The organism is Chitinophagales bacterium (genome assembly GCA_040877935.1).
Lineage (GTDB): Bacteria > Bacteroidota > Bacteroidia > Chitinophagales > CAIOSU01 > JBBDNB01.
The window spans coordinates 1-19110 of sequence record JBBDNB010000035.1 but is presented as its reverse complement, the minus strand read 5'-3'; the positions used below and the strand labels follow the sequence as shown (position 1 = coordinate 19110).

12 protein-coding genes are annotated in these 19110 nt (G+C 40.3%); 1 reads left to right on the top strand and 11 read right to left on the bottom strand.

The window, feature by feature from the left end; translation table 11 throughout:
* Nucleotides 1–41 precede the first annotated feature (41 nt).
* From WD048_08835 to WD048_08825, 3 genes are all read right to left on the bottom strand, one after another.
* Nucleotides 42–410 carry a hypothetical protein gene (locus tag WD048_08835; GenBank protein ID MEX0812309.1) on the bottom strand — a complete coding sequence of 123 codons (369 nt, stop codon included), beginning with the start codon at nucleotides 408–410 and terminating at the stop codon, nucleotides 42–44.
* Nucleotides 403–630: a UPF0175 family protein gene (locus tag WD048_08830; protein ID MEX0812308.1), complete on the bottom strand. Its 228-nt coding sequence runs from the start codon at nucleotides 628–630 to the stop codon at nucleotides 403–405. The genes WD048_08835 and WD048_08830 overlap by 8 nt, the downstream gene beginning before the upstream one ends.
* Before the next feature lie 142 nt (nucleotides 631–772).
* On the bottom strand, nucleotides 773–1372 hold the full coding sequence (locus tag WD048_08825) for a carboxymuconolactone decarboxylase family protein (protein ID MEX0812307.1): 600 nt from the start codon (nucleotides 1370–1372) through the stop codon (nucleotides 773–775).
* Between the two features lie 282 nt (nucleotides 1373–1654).
* Between WD048_08825 and WD048_08820 the strand changes: the two genes are divergently transcribed.
* Complete coding sequence (locus WD048_08820; protein ID MEX0812306.1) at nucleotides 1655–4102, top strand: T9SS type A sorting domain-containing protein; 2448 nt, start codon at nucleotides 1655–1657, stop codon at nucleotides 4100–4102.
* A gap of 76 nt (nucleotides 4103–4178) precedes the next feature.
* Here the strand turns inward: WD048_08820 and thrC are convergent, their stop codons facing one another.
* The 8 genes from thrC to hemH form a co-directional block, all read right to left on the bottom strand.
* The gene (gene thrC / locus WD048_08815; protein MEX0812305.1) at nucleotides 4179–5459 is read right to left on the bottom strand and encodes a threonine synthase; all 1281 of its coding nucleotides are present in this window, start codon (nucleotides 5457–5459) and stop codon (nucleotides 4179–4181) included.
* A gap of 3 nt (nucleotides 5460–5462) precedes the next feature.
* A complete protein-coding gene (locus WD048_08810) occupies nucleotides 5463–6389 on the bottom strand; it encodes a homoserine kinase (protein ID MEX0812304.1) in 927 nt (308 codons plus the stop codon).
* Nucleotides 6390–6399: 10 nt separating this feature from the next.
* A complete protein-coding gene (gene thrA / locus WD048_08805; protein MEX0812303.1) occupies nucleotides 6400–8856 on the bottom strand; it encodes a bifunctional aspartate kinase/homoserine dehydrogenase I in 2457 nt (818 codons plus the stop codon).
* 362 nt (nucleotides 8857–9218) lie between these two features.
* Nucleotides 9219–10052, bottom strand: coding sequence for a sulfotransferase domain-containing protein (locus WD048_08800; protein ID MEX0812302.1), 834 nt, complete (start codon nucleotides 10050–10052; stop codon nucleotides 9219–9221).
* Between the two features lies 1 nt (nucleotide 10053).
* A complete protein-coding gene (locus tag WD048_08795) occupies nucleotides 10054–11058 on the bottom strand; it encodes a hypothetical protein (protein ID MEX0812301.1) in 1005 nt (334 codons plus the stop codon).
* Between the two features lie 98 nt (nucleotides 11059–11156).
* Nucleotides 11157–12593 (bottom strand): PorP/SprF family type IX secretion system membrane protein, encoded by a 1437-nt coding sequence (locus WD048_08790; protein MEX0812300.1) that lies wholly within the window; start codon nucleotides 12591–12593, stop codon nucleotides 11157–11159.
* 11 nt (nucleotides 12594–12604) lie between these two features.
* Nucleotides 12605–17281 carry a DUF2341 domain-containing protein gene (locus WD048_08785; protein MEX0812299.1) on the bottom strand — a complete coding sequence of 1559 codons (4677 nt, stop codon included), beginning with the start codon at nucleotides 17279–17281 and terminating at the stop codon, nucleotides 12605–12607.
* 201 nt (nucleotides 17282–17482) lie between these two features.
* Nucleotides 17483–18505 (bottom strand): ferrochelatase, encoded by a 1023-nt coding sequence (hemH, locus tag WD048_08780; protein MEX0812298.1) that lies wholly within the window; start codon nucleotides 18503–18505, stop codon nucleotides 17483–17485.
* Nucleotides 18506–19110 lie beyond the last annotated feature (605 nt).

The window sequence follows — 19110 nt, the reverse complement described above, 5'->3', positions numbered from 1 at the left end:
CCCATCATGGAAAGATAAGGAATATATGCGGCATTACACAATTAATTTGGTATTAAACCCAATTGTTTTGCTTTAATAAGTACACCAATGGTTCCAGTAATATTTAAACCCAAATGTTCAGCAATTTTTCTTGCTTTATAATCATCGAGAATCACAGTACTACCCGTTGTTTCCAGAGCTAAAGCTATTACACTCGCTTCTCCTTTATCTATTTGCATTTCGAGTATTTGTTGTTTTGATTGACCTTGAACAGCTTTAATTTCTACTTGATTTGGAAAACTTTTACCAAATTCATTTGCTACTTCTTCAGTAACCAATATTTTTTTGTAAACCTGTCCCAATAGGCTTAAAGCCTCAATTTTAGAGAGAACGATAAAACAACTTGTATCTGCAATGATGTGTTTATGCATTTTTCACATCTCGTGATAAATCAGAAGGAGGGTAGTTGAAAATGGAAACATCATATTTTCCCAGTAGCTCTGCAAATGTTTTTTTAGAAAGGCCGGCAAGCTCTGCAGCCTGACCCAGTGAAAGTTTGCCTTTTTCATAAAGCGTTGAGGCCACTATCATGGCAACATCATTTTCATTCAGGTCCAGGCCATCAGGAATATTTAGATTTACGGTTTTCATACTTTCAAATATAATTAAAATTCTTGCATTCAATTATCCTCTTTTTAAAGCGATGTACCACCAATAGAGTTCCAAATTTTAACATAGCGTACCTATACATCTTGGACGAATTTTAATCACTTAAGCATTGAAAATTTGCATTTCAATATCGGTGCTTACCGGTGTTCCATCCTTTTTTTTTCAGGTGTTTTTCACCCGATTTAACTGCGGGGGCTTCCATTTCGGTGCCCATGGAATCGTTCCATCGGTTCAGAAAACCAAAGAGGGAAATGACGCCCATAATCTCAACAATTTCTCCTTCATCCCAGTGTTTTTTGAGCTTTTCAGCAAGGGCATTATCTACAGTGTTTGGGATATTTGAAGCACTTAGCGCCAAATCCAGTGCTGCTCGTTCTGCATCATTGAAAGCAGGATGGGTTTTGTAATCCCAGATATTGTCGAGTTTTTCCACTTCAGCCCCGTATCTCTCTGCAGCCCTGATGGTATGCGCCTGACAATAGCGACAACCGGCTGCATTGCTGCTGATATAACCGATCATTCGTTTTAAGGCACTGCTCACGCGTCCTTTGTTTTCCATCACGGCCTTGTTCATTTCTATAAAAGCCAGGGCTATGCGTGGACGGTGATACATGGTTTTTATACTGTTTGGACAGAAGCCAAGTGTTTCTTCATAAAAAACAATTAACTTTTTCAATTCTGTATCTGCTGCTTCTTTTTTGGGAGCTACAAGTGGTCGCTGCATATCAATTCTGTTTTGCTTAAGCTTATGTAATGAAAGGGCCTACTACAAATTTCCATCGGCTATTTTTCTCTCCAAAAAAACAAATAATAACCTGAGTTCGGAAATTATTTAAGAGCTCAGGTTAATAAGTAAAGGAAGAATTTTATTGTTTGGAGTAATGAAATAAAAACCCGGGTCAGAAATCCGGGGATATTGCTTTCTTATCCAGAAATTATTCTGCGCTTAAAATGCCAGTCAAAAAAAATTGCTATTTTAGCCCTGTATTGATTAAAACGCTTATTTATGAAAAAAATGTATATTATTATAGCTTTGCTGCTAATTGCTGGCATAATGGAAAACAGTTTTGCCCAAAACTTAACTTGTGGTACAGACGAGCATCACCAATTCAAGATGCAGACGGACTCTGCTTATCAGGCTCAATACAATTTATTTAAAGCCCGGCTTCGCGATGCCATTCAAAACCCTCCATCAAATCAGCGGAATGGCCATACTTATACCATTCCCGTGGTAGTGCATGTTATACATTTAGGCGAGCCGATCGGTGTAGGCAGCAATATCTCAGATGCGCAAATACATGACGCTATTCAGGGACTGAATGACAGGTTTGGAAACAATAATATAGGCTCCGGGGTGGATACTGAAATAGAATTTTGCCTGGCCACCAATGATCCCAATGGACTCAGTACCGATGGAATCAACAGGGTTAATGGGGCAATTATACCAGGTTATTATAATAATGGAATGGAAAGAGGTAGTTGTTCTGGTGGTGATGAGGAAGATTTAAAAGACTTAAGCAAATGGCCGGTTTCTGATTATTATAATATATGGGTTGTACATGATATATGTGGCAACGTAGCTGGTTTTGCTTATTTTCCATCAACCTATCCTTATAATGGAACTGTAATAGTTTCTGACTATATGAATTATTCTTATATTACACTTGCGCACGAACTTGGGCATGGGTTATCTTTGTACCATACTTTTCAAGACGATGGAATCGATGCTTATTGCCCTACTGATAATGATTGTACTTCAGATGGAGATGGAGTTTGTGATACGCCTCCCCATAAGCGAAGCGATTGTGGAAGCAGCAATCCATGTACCTCGTCAGGAGATTGGGACAACAGCAGATATAACTATATGAGCTATTGCTCCACACGAGACAGGTTTACACAAGGACAGAAGGACAGGATGCAGGCTGTATTACAGGTTTACCCGCGTGCAAGCTTATTGACTTCATCAGGATGCTACGAACCATGTATGCTTTCAAGTGCAACAGTTGAAGCCAGTTGCCATGGGGATAATACAGGCAGTGCAACAGTTGTTGCAACAGGTGGTACTCCCGGTTATACCTACACCTGGAATACCAATCCGCCACAAAATTCGCCAACGGCTACCGGCCTTTCGGCAGGAACCTACAAAGTTACGCTCACCGATGCGGGAGGCTGTTCAGATTCAACAACAGTTACCGTCACCGAAACTCCTCAAATTTCATTCAGCACATCTTCTACCGATGCAAGCTGTAACGGTGAAAATGACGGCAGTGCCTCGGTGATGAATGTAACGGGAGGTACTACGATTCAGTCGATCGCTATTACCGAAGATTGGGAAGGAAGCCATTCCTGGACTTTTGTCAATGGTACGCAGAGCAATCAATGGCTTGTCGGTTCGGCTACATCCAATGGAGGCACTAACTCCGCTTATATATCCAATAATGCTTCTTCCAACACATATACAATAACTTCAGGCTCCATAGTTCATTTTTATAAGGACTTTACTTTTCCGGCAGATGCCAGCGACATTCAAGTGGAGTTTGACTGGAAAGGCAATGGTGAGTCAAATTATGATTACATGAGGGTATATCTGGTTGATACCACCACTAATCCGGCTGCCGGATCAATGCTTTCCAGTGGATTGATAGGGAGCGATTATAATATGCAAGCCACATGGGATACCGAAACAATAAGCGGCCTTGATGCCAATGCAGGAACGACAAAGCGATTGGTTTTTACCTGGAGAAATGACGGTAGCGTAGGAACACAACCACCACCTGCTGTTGACAATATCACTGTCAGCTATGAAGCTACCCCGTCTCAGCCTTATACTTATGAATGGAGTACGACCCCTGCTCAAAACTCTGAAACAATCGATAATCTTGCAGCAGGCAGCTATACTGTGACAGTCACAGATGGAATTGGCTGCACCAATTCATCCACGGTAATGGTCAGCGGGCAACCTGAGGTAGCAACCACTTCTATAACTCCTTCCGGTGGAGGCAATAACGGAGCCATTGTGCTGGCGGTAAGTAATGGATCAGAGCCATACAGCTACAACTGGTCAAATGGGGATGCAACTCGGAATATTTCAGACCTTACAGCCGGATATTATACCTTAACCGTTATGGACGATAACGGTTGCACAGCAACACACAGCGTTTCGGTTCCGGTAAATGTAAGTATTATTGAAAACGGGCTGGAAGAGACATTTCAGCTTTACCCCAATCCTGTTGCCGGAAACCTATATATAAAGGCCGAACTAAAGGACATTAGGTCTGTAAGGGTTCAAATTACAGATGCTTTGGGTAGGACAGTTTACCGGCAGGAAATGGGGAGGATTTCTGATCTAAATGAGGTCATCAACCTTTCAGAAAACGCAGATGGTATTTATTTCATAAGGTTGTTTGCCGGTAATGAATCAGTGACTAAAAGAGTGGTGCTGCATAAATTTTAAGCTGTGCTTATTTATAAAGGAATTTCCCGTGTTATATCTCGCTGTACACAGGGGTATTTGATTTATTCTGATATTCTTATGAAAGCAAAAAAGCTTTGAACTCCTTGTAATCTACTTTCATTTTAATGCTTTTCTTTTCTTTCTTCAGCAATGGTTCAGCAGAAGCAGGAATGATGTTTTCGTTGGTAATATTTTTCACTACATCCATGAATTTACAGGGATGGGCAGTTTCCAGAACCACGCCTATATCATTTTTGTCTGATAAATAATCCTGCAAGGCCAGATAACCCACAGCACCATGTGGATCGAGTAAATAGTGCTTTTTCTGATAAACCTTCTGCATACATTTCAAAGTGGCTGTATCTGAATAGGAGTAAGCCTTTATTTTTTCTTTCAGCTCTTCCGTATCCCACAAATCAGTCAATCGCTGAAAATTGCTGGGTTTTCCCACATCCATTGCATTGGAAATAGTGGCAATAGTAGGGCGTGGCTCAAATTTATCGGATGCTAAAAATCTTGGCACTACATCATTGCTGTTGGAGGCGGCAATAAATTGTTTTACTGGCAAGCCCATTTTTTGGGCTATAAGTCCGGCAGTGAGATTGCCATAATTGCCACTTGGCACGGAAATACTGATGTCCCGTTCGGCTCCAAAATGAATAAAGGGCGCAAAATAATAAACTGCCTGTGGCAATAAGCGCGCAACATTGATCGAATTTGCAGAGCTGATTTTTTTTTGCTTACGCAATTCACTATCCAAAAAAGCCTCTTTTACCAAAGCCTGGCAATCGTCAAAATCGCCTTCTATTTCCAGAGCAGTCACATTTTTCTCAAAAGTAGTCAGCTGCTTTTCCTGCAATTCGCTCACTTTACCGGAAGGGTATAAAATGACCACTTCTACATTTTTTGTTTTGGAAAATGCAGCGGCAACGGCACCTCCTGTATCACCGGAAGTAGCGACTAAAATTGTGCACTTCTCATTGGAATCCTTATAAAATTCATCCAGACATAAAGCCAGGAAAGTGGCGCCCACATCTTTAAAGGCATAGCTTGCTCCGTGAAAGAGCTCAAGCGTAAAAATATTATCGTTGATATTGACCAGCGGAAAGGGAAAGGAATAGGTTTTGTCAATGATTTCCTGAAGTTTATCACTGCTGATTTCATCACCCACAAAGGCTTGCAATACATCAAAGGCTACCTGCTGAATGGTTTTTTCCTGAATATCTGAAAAATATCCGCTGGGCAATACCGGGATTTTTTCAGGCATAAACAGGCCATTGTCTTCCGGTAAGCCCTGAATCACAGCATTTCGAAAAGTGGATTTCAGGTTTTTATTCTTAGTACTGTAGTAGTTCATGTTTTATTTTATTTCAACACAACCTTTTGGATTGATTTTCGATTGATAGATCAGTACATCAATATCAAGGCTTTCATAAAACCTTTTCCATTCCACCCCGATTTTTTCGGCTTGTATTTTGTCAGTGCATAAGGCAAATATAGAAGGACCCGAGCCTGAAATACTACAGCCCAGGGCATTGTTTTTCAATGCGATAGCTTTTGCTTTATGAAATCCCGGGATCAGGTAAGCGCGGGCGGGTTCGGCTATTAAATCCTGCATGCCCGACCTGATCCATTCCTTGTTGTTGGTGATGAGTCCGCTTATCAGGGCAGAGACATTGCCAATCTGAGTGATTACATCTTGCAGTGGGATTTCCTTTTTCAATATTTTTTTGGAGTCGGCAGTTTTTACTTCTATCTGGGGATGAACAACAACAATTTGCAGATCATCGGGAAAGGGAATATTGATGATTTGTAATGGTTCATAACTTTTGATAATACAAAAACCACCTAAAAGTGAAGCTGCTACATTATCAGCATGTGCTTTACCTGATGTGGCTTCTTCGCCCAGCATGGCAAAGGCCACCAGTTCCTGAGCTGAAAAGGGTTTGTCTAATAATTGATTTAAGGCAAACGCAGTAGCTGCTGCGGAACATCCGCTGGATCCCAAGCCACTGCCGGGTTTTACGTTTTTTTGAATGGAGATTTCCAGGCCGTGGTTCAAACCGAGTTTTTGCAACATGGCTTTGCTTACTATTCCGGCAATATTTTTACCGGGGTCTGTAGGCAGTTCAGGATATCCGGGAATAGGGTGGATAATAATTTCCCCACTGTCGTTCAATTGCATTTCCAGTTCTTCCCCGATATTTTCCAGTGCCAGGCCAAATACATCGTAGCCGGGACCGACATTGGCTATAGTGGAAGGGGCGAAAACTTTAATCTTTTGCATCTGGGCTTAATTAAAAAGTATTTGCAATACGCATAATATCTCCAAATATTCCTGAAGCAGTAACGGCAGCACCGGCTCCTGCGCCTTTCACTACCAATGGTTGCTCAGGATATCTTTTGGTGCTGAACAATACAATATTGTCTTTTCCCTCAAGATTGTAAAGCGGACTATCAGGTGCGATTTTTTCAAGTCCGGTGTTGGCCTTGCCATTTTGAAAGGTAGCTACATATTTTAATTTCTTGCCCTCATTGGCTGCCTGCTCAATCATCTCCTTAAAATGCTTTTCGTATTTCACCAGCGATTCCAGGAAGCTTTCCACATCTTTGGCTTGCATACATTCCTCAGGGATAAAAGGAATACTGTCAATGTCTTTCAGTTCCATTTCAAAACCGCTTTCCCTCAACAGGATTAATATTTTTCTTTTTACATCCACTCCGCTCAAGTCAATTCTTGGGTCGGGCTCAGTATATCCTTCTGCTTTGGCTTGCTGCACAATTTCGGCAAAAGAGGCGCCTTTGCCATCGTAATTGTTGAAAATGAAATTCAGACTACCGGAGAGTACTGCCTGTATACCGTGGATTTCATCCCCGCTTTTGATCAGGTCATTTAAGGTATTGATAACCGGCAATCCTGCGCCTACATTGGTTTCAAACAGGAATTGACAATTGTAGCGCAAAGCCAGTTGCTTCAGTTTTTTATAGTCTGCCAATTTACCGGTGCAGGCAATTTTATTGGGAGTTACTACCGAAATGCTGTTTTGAAGCACACTTGCATAAGTATTGGCCACATGCTCATTGGCGGTATTGTCAATAAAAATACTGTTGCGCATATTGAGTGCATACATTTGTTCAAGGAACTTATCCAGCTTCATTTTCGACTGGCTTTTTTCCAGTTCTTCAAGTGCAGTTTCAATTGCGTAGCCTTCTTCCTGTATGATCATTTTCCTAGAATTGGCCATCCCAATAATCCTGAGATCAATATGGCTTTTCTCTTTTAAATAGTTCATTTGCTGTTGTAATTGCTCCAGTAAAGCTTTGCCAACATTGCCGCTGCCAACAATAAAAAGGTTTAAACGCTTCAAATCTGAGAGGAAAAAGCTTTCGTGAAGACTGTTCAAAGCCTTTTTGATTTGTCGTTTTTCTATTACGGCAGAAATATTTTTCTCGGAAGATCCCTGTGCAATGGCCTTGATATTGATTCCGTTGTGTCCCAGTACGCTGAACATTTTGCCGCTGATGCCAATATGGTTTTTCATTTGGGAACCGACCAAAGCCAAAATGGCAAGGTCTTCCTCTATGCTTAATTCGTCCAGCATTTTTTCCTCAAATTCCTTTCGGAAACTTTGCCCTATTGCTGATTTTGCTTTTTCCACATCTGCCTGGTCTATGGCAACACAAATACTGTGTTCCGAGGAAGCCTGGGTAATCAAAATGACACTTATTTTGGCAAGTGCCAGCGCTTCGAACAAGCGGTGGGAGAAATAGGGAATACCCACCATACTGCTTCCTGAAAGGTTGAGCAATGCGATGTTTTCAATGCAGGATATGCCTTTTATTATCTGGGATTTGCCATTTTCAAAATGATAAATTTTAGTTCCGGCAGCTTCTGGCTCAAAAGTGTTTTTGATGTATATGGGAATCCGCTTTTTATATACCGGGTGCACAGAAGGAGGGTAGAGGACTTTGGCTCCAAAATGGGTCAGCTCCATGGCCTCTTCATAATCGATTTGCTCAATGGAATAAGCCTGTCGTACCAATTGAGGATTGGCAGTCATCATACCGCTGACATCCGTCCAGATTTCCAGTGCTGGAGCGTCCAGGGCGGCTGCTAAAATTGCGGCTGTATAATCTGAGCCGCCACGGCCTAATGTGGTGGTCGTTCCATTGCTATCACTGGCCATAAAGCCCGGACAAACATAAACACTGGCTGATTTATTCCGGAAATAGTTTTGAATGGCTTTTTCAGTTTTTGGAAAATCTACATTGGCTTTTCCGAAATAACTGTCGGTGAATATAAATTGCCTGGGATCTGTTAATGCAGTGTCCATTCCGCTTTTGCTCAGAAATTGCTCGATTATCAAAGCCGACAGAACTTCGCCCATACAGCTGATTCTGTCCAGGGTTTTGGGAGACAGTTCCCGGATCAGGAATAATCCTCGCAAAATGTCTTCCAGTTCATTGAGTTGCAGCCGTGTTTTTCCCATTACGGCACTTTGGTTTTTAGCAGGCAGTAACTCCTGTATGCAATTCAGGTGCCGGTCGGAGATGGTTTTTAATAGTTCGTGATAGGATTCATCAGCATTGGCTGCCATTCGACTGCATTGCAACAATTGATTGGTAATACCGCCAAAGGCAGAGACAACCACTATCATTGGGTTTTTATCGGCTTTTGAGGCGACTATATTTTTAACTTTTTTGATTGTTTCAGGACTGCCTACAGAAGTACCTCCGAATTTTAGTATTTGCATAATCAATTAGCTTAATGGTTTGTCTGGCGAAATAAAGAATTCAGCCTGTTTATACTGTGTTTGCCCGTTTTTTGTTACTGTCAATTCGTGAGCAATTGAAGATAATTCAGATATTTGGATTTTTATAGCGGAAATTATTGATAAGATTGTTGATAATGATTTTGTAGTTTTTTGTTGAATGCAGTTGGTAAAGTAAGAATTCAGTTATTAATTCTGCAAATTAATAAAACAAAAAAGTATGATCCCTCCGGGATCAGTTAGTGGGTGAGTTTAGTTTTTATAAACATATGATCCCTCCGGGATCTTTTTCTTTGCTTAAAAAATGATCCAAGTTTAATTTTATTTGAGAAAAAATGAAGAAATTAGGGTAACCTATGTGGTCTTTCTTTCCCCGTTAATTCCACAAAATTTTTATAGTCGTTTTCCAATTGCTGCCATATCCATTTTTTGGTTTCTTCTTTTAATTTTGGTTTTTCCTTCACTTTAGTGCCCCTGATTTCTGCCAGTACATCTTTTATTTTTACCCTGTATTGTTTTGGGATTTTCTGGATAATGGATCTGTATTTTATGAAATATTTATCTAAAGCAGGAGGAAGTTTTTGTTCACCTAATGATTTATTTGTATGGTGATTTATTTTTGATAATTTTTCATAATTTATATTTATAAATGCAGCTACATCTTTTAATACCATTTCATTTTTGTTTTTAAAATCATCAAAATCAATGATCAGGATATTTTTCATACCAAACAGTTCTACATAGTCTTTGATCTGTTTGTAGTAGGCACTTAGTGAAATATAATGTGGGTCTTCTTGAATGGCTTTATCAAAACTACGCTTTTCCCTTCCTCTTTGAACATTGTGCACGTATTGGGATATGATTCTGTCAAATGGATTTCTAACCATGTAAATCAGTTTCATATCCGGGTTATAGGCAAATATTTTTTCTGCAATGTCCCGGTTGGATTTTATGGCAGCAGTATAGGAAGTGGAAGCTTCCCCATAAATTTTCGCAGATTCTTTGTTTTGAAAACAGTTGTGGTATTCTTCAAGGGTTTTGGGCGCATGTTTGGCTTTACTGAAAAAGCAGGGTTCTTTGGGGCGCGAAAAACCAACCTGCGGATGCATTTCAAGCAGTTCAGCAAGGCTGGTAGTAGCACATTTCATCGCACCAATTATGATAAACCCTACTTTCATATTAACCGGGTGTTTCTACTTTTAATTTTTTTACTGCTGTTCCATCTTTCCAGGTGCCCATGTCTTTTTGCTTTTTTGTGTTTCCAAAAGCCACATCGCAGTCTATTCCGTAATAAGTGCAACGAGCAAGTCCGTCTGCCAGCTTCCAGAATCCATTGAAATCGGCTTTATCCAGTCGGTGGATCATCTTTGCTCTAAATACAATTAGAAACCCGGTGCCTTTGTCAAATTCAGGATCCATTGCAACAGGGTCTTCGTGAACAGCTTTTACTTCCTCTTTTCCCTGGTTGTCTTGCCACATTTTCACTAAATTAATTGTTTTCAGGCGGTCTTTATTTAACTCAAATATTTCCTTGCTAAAACTGCCACCTGTAACATGATCTTTTTCACTCATAAGTAGTAACATTTTTGTGTCCTCCGGAATTTTGGTATAGTCTTTTATTCTGCCGCTTGTAATAAATCCATGTCCGGATTGCAGTACAAAAATAGCACTGGGTTTAGGTATATTATATTTTTTCCATTCAATGCTTAAATTCACGGAAATAACACCGCCATATGAATGTCCGATCATTAGAAGTTCACTCTGATAGGGTTGAATTCCTGCTGTTTTTTTAATTGCATAAATCCCATCGCGAATTCCTTTGGCTGCATTAGGAGTGAATGTTTTGGCAGATGTCAAGAGGCTTTTTTGATATCGCGGAAAAATCACTGCATATCCCTGATAAACCAAATGTCGGATCCATGCGCCATATCCTACCGGATTGTGTAAGCCCCAGCCGTGATTAAATACAATCAACGGAATGGAGTCGCCTTCGAAATCTTTTGGATAATAGGCTGTGAATCCATCTGCTTCAGAAAAGGAGTCTATTTCTATATAGTCGCTGTATGTATAATTGTATTGATCCTGAATAGGTACTTTGTCGAGTTTATAATAGGAGCTAAGCGCAAAGTGAATGATCAATATCATTGCGATAAAGGTCAGAAAGATTTTTAGTGTTTTTTTCAAGTAATGGATTTTTATGCGAAGTGTAAATTTATGTATTAATATGAAAAGGCTGTCTCAAATCAGAAACAGCCTTTTCTTAAGTCATTGATTTCAATTTTTTATCTTACAATATAAATCCAGGCATCACTGAATTCCTGATTTTCTTCCCTGAACTTGTACAATTCGCGGTAGCCGGTTTTCAAATCATCAGGCTGTGAGATATATACGTAATGCCATGCTCTTTTTTTATTGTAAACCGTACCTACATTAAAGCCTCTTTCCTCTAAATCCTTCATAAAATTATAGGCATTGTCTCTAACTTTAAATGAGCCTAAGACCATGTAATAATCACCCAGAGGAGCACCGGATATGTGTTCCAGATCATCCCTCTGAATAACACGTGTTTTATCATCCTGGCTGCTGCCTTCTTCCATATCGTTAATTTGCTGCTGCATGTCCTGGATTTTTTCCAGTAAATCCTTAATACTCTCTGCATCATCTATGTCGCTAAAATCTTCAGAATCTCTATCAGCTTTTGCATTGAGTTTCATTTCAAGAGAATCAATCTGTGCCTGTAGATTTTGGATTATGCTGTCCTGTTTGTCAACCACATCTTTCATTCTGCCAAAATTATCTTCAGTAAGGTCATCTAATTTTTTTTGTTTTCTTCCAAAGCGAATGCCAAGCATAATTTCATGTGAACCATTGTTGTAGTCACTCAATGCATTCAAGCCCATATCGTAGCTGTAGCCTACACTTACCATATTGTGGACTCTAAACCCACCATTGAAAGTTACGCCATAGTCATAGCGGTAGGCACCTCCAATCCATACCATGTCTTTGTATGAAAATTGTGCTCCTGCATCAAATGAGAAATTGGAAAAGTCATTGGTTCTTCCAATTATTTGTGGAGTAATAAATAAATTATCATCCAATAAACCTATGCGGTAGGAAGTTTGCAAAATATAATGCCGATCAAGCCGATAATTGGCTTCTTCGTCAGTATCGATATGTCTTAATTCTGTAGCCAGAATTTGAGGCACTGAAAAGCCGAGGTTCCAGCCTTTTAGGTAATAATTGATTCCGGCATTGGCATCAAATGAGGTAGAGCGTTGCAAGTTGTTGTTGATCGCTGCATCATCATTATTGGTTACAAATACTTTTGAGTAATCAATATGTGTATCCAAAAAGCCTGCTGACAGCCCCATAGATAAACGATGGTTTTCGCTAAAATTTAAATGATAGGCATAAGACAAGCTAGCCGCATATCGCGTAAATATATTGCTGATATCATTGTAGAAATAAGCACCAAATCCGGCCTTTTTATTTTTTGTTGCCATATCAAAGGAAGCGGCACGAGTTTCTGGCGCACCTTCAAATCCCGTCCATTGCCTGCGGTACATAAAGTACAATTGTGGGTCACCCGAAAATCCGGTTTGGGCAGGATTGTATATAAATGGGTTATTGAAATATTGAGAATACAAGGGCACTTGCTGCGCCATAATTTCTCCTGCAAAAAATGCAGATACTAGTAATAATCCGAAAATCTTTTTCATAATCATTCAGTTTATCTTAAAATGGAAACTGCTCCTTTGTAAATTTTTTCTGATCCATCAAATCGAATTGTGTAATAATAAGTGCCTTCAGGTAGGTCGTTGCCATTGTAGCGGCCATCCCAATCATTCTGATATTGTTGTGAAGTGTACAATTCATTGCCATAGCGATTGTAAATACTGACCTCTACATCCGGATAAGTTTCTACATTTATGATTTCCCAAAAATCATTCACACCATCTCCATTCGGGGTAATTACGTTGGTAGCTTCCACTTTGTAATCTTCCAAAACATTGATGGTGATAGTATCGGTGTCTTCACAGCCATTGAGATCAGTACCAAGTACTACAAATTCTGTAGAGCTTAGTGGTGTAGCTCTTGTTTCAGGTGAATCGGGGTTTTCCAGATCAAATTCAGGTGTCCATTCATAAAACACTGCTCCGGTAGCTGAAAGATAAACAGAGTATCCCTTGCTAATGGTGGTGTCTTTATAGGCTACCACATTGGGCAATTCCCAAACGGTGATATAAATAGAACTTGTATCGGTGCAGCCAAAATTGCTTTCCACGGTCAATTGATAATTGCCATCTTCTTTTACAATGATGTTTTGGGTGTTTTCAGCCGTTGACCAATTGTAAAAATCGGGTAGGGGACTGGCACTTAATTCCACGCTGTCGCCATCACAAAAGCTGGTTGGGCCGAGCGGGTTGATTGTAGGATCGGGCAAGTCATGTACGACTACAGTTTTTATCACCGAATCGATACAGCCTTTTGCAGTAGTGGCTTCCAGTAATACATCATAAGCACCTGGCGCAGCATAGGTATGTGAAGGAGCATTGGCAAAAGACACCTCCTGATCGCCAAAATTCCAGAAATTTGAAACAACTGATCCGCTGTCAGGAACGCTTGTGTTGTTTTCAAATTCTGTGGTTTCTCCTATACAAACCGGATTGGCTGAGAAATCAACTTCAGGTAAAGGATAAATTTCTACGGTATCCCTTATGGTGTCGGTACATCCAAAATTGCTCATCACGGCCAGTTCCACTCCAAAATCTCCATAGCCATTGAAAACGTGAATTGGGTTTTTATCCTGTGAACTAAAACTATCGCTGAATGCCCAGTTGTAGCTCAATTGACCGGCAGATATATTGGATAAATTGGTGAATGCCACCGCATCTTCTTCACATTCATTACTAAAAGTGAAATTGGCAGAAGGTACGGGATGCACGGTAATGTTTTTAACCTGCTGTGCTTCACAACCAAAATCAGAAGTTACGTCCAATGTTACTTCATAAATACCCAGGGCGTTGAACAAATGTTGTGGATTGGTAGCTGTGTCGGTCGTTCCATCACTGAAATCCCACTCGTAAGTCATTGTGCCAAAATCGATGGTTGAAAGATTGGTAAAATCTACTGTATCTCCATAGCAGGAATTGCCCAGACTGAAATCTGCATTGGGCAATGGATAGACTACATGCGTTTTGCTAAAGCTATCCACACAGCCCAAATTGCTGGTTTGCACCAAAATCACTTCGTAAATCCCGGCAGTATCATACAAATGCGTAGGATTGATATCTGTACTTGTAGCAGAATCTCCGAAAAACCACTGATAGTTTGATGCTCCGCTACTCAGGGTACTGGTATTGGTAAATTGCACGGCTTGATCCAGACATACATCCTGGCTGTTGAAACCTGCAACGGGTCTTGGGTAAATGGTGACTGTTGTTTGATACATATCAGAACATTCACCATTATCAACTGTGAGCGTAACTGTGTAAGTACCTGAAGTATCGTAAACATAGGCTGGATTGGCTACTGTATCGGTATTGCCATCCCCAAAATCCCAGGCATAATTTAAATCGCTGCCCGTAGATTGATTCATAAAGAAAGTAGTGTCTTCATCGCAATTATTGTTGACAGTAAACAGAGCTTCTGGTTGTTCATAGATAATAACCGTTTGCGTATCTGCATCCGCACAGCCATTTCCAGAAGTGATATTTAAAATCACTTCAAAAGTATCAGCCGAAGCGTAGGTATGGCTGGGTTGTGCATTGGTATTGGCAGGGCTTCCATCTCCAAAATCCCAATTGTAGTTTAAATTTCCCGCAGCAATAGAGCTGTTATTGATAAAATCAATGGTTTCACCAAGGCAAACACTATCAGCTAAAAATGCAGCCATTGGCTCGGCATAGACCTGAACCGTTTTGGTCAAAGTATCCACACAATTGTCCCCATTGGCAATGGCCAAGGTAACATCATACATGCCGTAGCTTGCATATAAATGATTTGGGTTTTCATCGGTAGATGTATTTCCATCTCCAAAATCCCAGGTGTAAGTTAAACCCGAACCCGTTGATGTATTTATAAATTCGGTAGAATCCCCTGCGCAAACGGTAGTTGCTGTAAAGTCCGCAGCAGGTTGTTCGTAAATCACCACCGTTTGCGTATCGGCATCCATACAGCCATTGTTGCTTTCTACATTCAGGATTACTTCATAGGTTCCGGTTCCTGTGTAAGTGTGGCTGGCCTGTACATTGGTGCTGGTATTTCCATCTCCAAAACTCCAGGAATGTGAAAGGCTTCCGCTTGAAATTGAACTTTGATTGTCAAAAGCAATGCTTTCTCCCAGGCAAACACTGTCGGCAACAAAACTTGCCACGGGATTGGGATACACACTTACTGATTTCGAGGTGGTATCTGCACAGCCTTGATTGGAAGTGGCGATCAGCTCAACGGAGAAGTTTCCATCATTTGCATAAACATTAAAAGGATTTTCATCATTGGAAGTATTGCCATCATCAAAATCCCAGTCCCATGTTAATGTGCCAGAACCAGTGAAAGCAGTATTGTTTTCAAATGTAAGCGTATCCATTGCGCAATTGCTTTGGAAAGTAAAATTTGTATTGGGATTGGCGTATATATTGATGCTTTGAACCAATGTATCGGTACAGCCATCTGCATTTTCAGCAATCAATTGAACATCGTAAGTGCCCGGTTGAGCATAAGTATGAGAAGGGTCATTAGCTGTAGAAGTATTCCCGTCACCAAAATTCCAGTTGTAAGCCGTTGCCCCGGTGGAAGTATTGGTAAAATCAGAACTTGCTCCCACACAATTGTCATTATAAGTGAAACCGGCAGTGGGCTTGTCAAAAACTTCTATGCTGATAATGGTATCGTCTGCGCAGCCTTGGTTGGAAGTTACGGTAAGCGTGACATCGTAATTTCCAGAAGCTGGGTAAACATAGTTGACATCCTTTAAATTAGAAATACTCCCATTTCCAAACTGGTACGCATAAGCATCAATCGTTCCGCTTACAATTGTGGATAGATCGGTAAAAGAAGTTGGGCTACCTGCGCATGCCAAACTTGCGTCAAAATTTGCAGTTACAACTGGATGAATGGTAATATCCGAGCCATTGTCATCATCAGAGAAAGGAGGATTGGTAGCTGTGATTCTAATTCTATACCCTGTTCCATCAGCTTGGTTTTCACCAATTGTAGCAGAAATGGTACCTGATGTTTGAGATGCAATTCTTCCCAATTCCACCGGGCTTCCAAAATTTCCAGAAGCATCAGACAATTCTGCAATAAATTCATTGCCTGCCAGAAAATTTCCAGTGGCAGTATAGTTGATGTTAAATGTTTCCTGAGGACAATATTCCAGCTTAGGTAAGCTCAAAGTGATTCTGTAATTCACGCTTTCAGCTCCTACTGTTTGGTTGGGTTCAGGAGAAGTGTATTTACGAGCACGCGCCCATTCAGTTTCTAAATTTGCTGCATCGCAAACGATACCTAAACCTAGTCTTACATCAGATGGCAAAGTGTATGCACTAGAGTTACCTGTTAGATTCTCAGGACTTGTCATTATTTGAGTAGATGTGCTTGGCCATGCTAGACTCCAGACGCTCAATAGATTTGAGGTGGGAATTATGACAGTAGAAGATCCACCGTATGTATTCGAGCCTGTTCCACAACCACTTCCACTAGTAAACCCTAGAGATATCCTTGTGGGTGATTCAAAGTTTGATATAAGGTGTCCCTCCGTATTAGTTGGGTTTAATTGAGCTATATGTGCCCGTCCACTTATACTGACGACATTCATTTCAGTAACAGTAGGGGTGGAGACAGTAGCTTTACTTATTAAGTAACTACCTGAGGCAGGACTAGTGGTGATAGTTGCCGTTCCACCAGAAATAACTGTAGAGGAACCTGCAGCTGCCAGTGAATCCCATTTTATAGTATTCAAAGAAGTTCCATCAAAATCATCGAAAAACTGAAAAGTAGCCTCTCCATTGCTTGCGGCAGCAGCGGTATCATTTCCATAAAACATATTCACCGTAGCAGAACCATTGGCTGGGATATTGTTTACTTCTACCCAGATTACGGTATTGGCTGTATTGATACCCGACTCTATCCAGTAATCCAGATTATTACAAGCAACATCCGTAAAACGAATATCCGATCCATCGGCATTCATTTTATTGGCTGTGATCAATGCATCGGTGGCAATGGTAAATTGTACCTGAAAATCCGTCAATGCATCAGGGTTGGTAGAATTGTCAACCGTAATGGGGCGTATATATTCCCAATCGGGCAAGCACTGGGCTTGGCTTTGTAAAAAAGAGAACAGGAATAATAAGAATGATAGAAAACCTATTTTGCTGAAAGCGGATGGGATAAGCTTATTCATAGGGTATTGGTTTAATTGTTCAAATTCTTGCATCAAGAATCAGCATGGCCTCAATTAGCTGATTATCAATTTTTAGTAAAATTGAAGCTAAAGTAAAAAAACTGTTAAGGAATAGGACTTCTACTTATTAACAGCTTGTGATTAGTCGTCTATATTTATATTCACAAAAGATGAGATGATATTTGAAAAACAGAATGCTTGTCAGGCTTGAGTGTATTTATTGCAGTATTGCGCCAAAGTATCCACCCAGGCATCATTGTCATTTAGGCAGGGGATGCGCACGAAATGTTCGCCACCGTTTTCCAGGAAAATTTCCTTGCCCTCCATGCCAATTTCCTCTATGGTTTCCAGGCAATCGGCCACAAAAGCAGGACAGACAACGGCCAAGCGTTTTACTCCTTTTTTTGCAAGCGCTTCGATGGTTTTATCGGTATAGGGCTGCAGCCAGGGGTCTTTGCCCAGGCGGGATTGAAAGGATTGACCGAATTGCGTTTTGCCCAAATTCAATCTTTTGGCAACTTCTTCGGTGCTTACAACGGTATGGTGGCGGTAGCACAATTCATTCACAGGGCACTTTATTTGACAACAATTTTTTCTTTTAAGGCAATGCGCCCCACTAGGGTCGGTTTTTTGCACATGCCTTTCAGGCACTCCGTGATAGCTAAAAAGTAAATAATCCACTTTATCTAGATACGGTCGAATGCTTTCAGTCAAAGTATCAAGGTATTGTTCTTCATCATAAAAAGGATCTATACTTTTGAGCTTAATATTTGGAGCCAATTTTTGTAGCTCAACTTCTGTTTTTTCCACTACGGTCTTGAAAGTGGCCATGGCATAATGCGGATACAGTGGAATCAACAGGATTTCTTCCATATCCGGCATTTTCTGTAATAGTTTCTCAATTCCGCTTTTAATGGAAGGGTTGCCATAGCGCATGGCCAATTCCAGGGGCTGTTCCACTTTTTCCCCCAGCTTGGCTTTTAGTTTTTCTGAAATCACGATCAGGGGAGAGCCTTCATCCGTCCATACGGATTTATAAGCTTCGGCAGATTTTTTTGGGCGAAATGGCAGAATAAATCCCTTTACAATCAATGCGCGTAAAAGCCAGGGCACATCAATCACGTATTTGTCCATCAGAAATTCATCCAGGTATTTGCGTACATCTTTCACCTGTGTGGAATCGGGAGAACCGAGATTGACCAATAATACGCCTGTCTTTTTCATAGAGGGATAACTTAAATTGGATTTAATGGTTTAAACCTAAATTATTGTCAAAACCCTAAATACCTAGCACTAAATCCTAATCAAAATCCTGAATCTCAAATGTTTAAAACATTGATAAATTAGATATTAGAGCTTTGTACTTCCCTAAATAGGGTTTACTGTTTTGGGTTAACAATTAATTTATTCATATTACAACCGGTCAATTATGAGCCTGAGGTTCTTTTTTTGGTAAAAACAGGGAGGATAGATGCCTCCTTGATTTTAGAATTACCATCGGCATAAATAATCACCTTCGATTTTTTCTTGGGTACTCAAATGTATTAATTTTTCTCTAACTCTTCAGGTGAGAATTCATTATTAAAAGCAACAAAGTGTTTCCGCTCCCTGTTATAATGATTGACTGCACGCTTTAACTCATCCTTGAGCTGGAAGAAGTTTTGGATATCTCATTTCAATAAGTATTCATTTTTTATTGTTCCGTTAACCCTTTCTACGAAGGCATTTTCATAGGCAATCAGCCCATGCTTATCCCTATTCCATTGTCCGTAAGTAGTGTCTGGTCGAAAAGCACCATAAATCTAAGATTCCATTAATTTTTCAATGAC

What these genes read in the sequence shown, in the direction of transcription:
- WD048_08835 (MEX0812309.1), bottom strand. Translation starts at nt 410, where the DNA reads ATGCATAAACACATCATTGCAGATACAAGTTGTTTTATCGTTCTCTCT.
- WD048_08830 (MEX0812308.1), bottom strand. Translation starts at nt 630, where the DNA reads ATGAAAACCGTAAATCTAAATATTCCTGATGGCCTGGACCTGAATGAA.
- WD048_08825 (MEX0812307.1), bottom strand. Translation starts at nt 1,372, where the DNA reads ATGCAGCGACCACTTGTAGCTCCCAAAAAAGAAGCAGCAGATACAGAA.
- WD048_08820 (MEX0812306.1), top strand. Translation starts at nt 1,655, where the DNA reads ATGAAAAAAATGTATATTATTATAGCTTTGCTGCTAATTGCTGGCATA.
- thrC (MEX0812305.1), bottom strand. Translation starts at nt 5,459, where the DNA reads ATGAACTACTACAGTACTAAGAATAAAAACCTGAAATCCACTTTTCGA.
- WD048_08810 (MEX0812304.1), bottom strand. Translation starts at nt 6,389, where the DNA reads ATGCAAAAGATTAAAGTTTTCGCCCCTTCCACTATAGCCAATGTCGGT.
- thrA (MEX0812303.1), bottom strand. Translation starts at nt 8,856, where the DNA reads ATGCAAATACTAAAATTCGGAGGTACTTCTGTAGGCAGTCCTGAAACA.
- WD048_08800 (MEX0812302.1), bottom strand. Translation starts at nt 10,052, where the DNA reads ATGAAAGTAGGGTTTATCATAATTGGTGCGATGAAATGTGCTACTACC.
- WD048_08790 (MEX0812300.1), bottom strand. Translation starts at nt 12,593, where the DNA reads ATGAAAAAGATTTTCGGATTATTACTAGTATCTGCATTTTTTGCAGGA.
- WD048_08785 (MEX0812299.1), bottom strand. Translation starts at nt 17,281, where the DNA reads ATGAATAAGCTTATCCCATCCGCTTTCAGCAAAATAGGTTTTCTATCA.
- hemH (MEX0812298.1), bottom strand. Translation starts at nt 18,505, where the DNA reads ATGAAAAAGACAGGCGTATTATTGGTCAATCTCGGTTCTCCCGATTCC.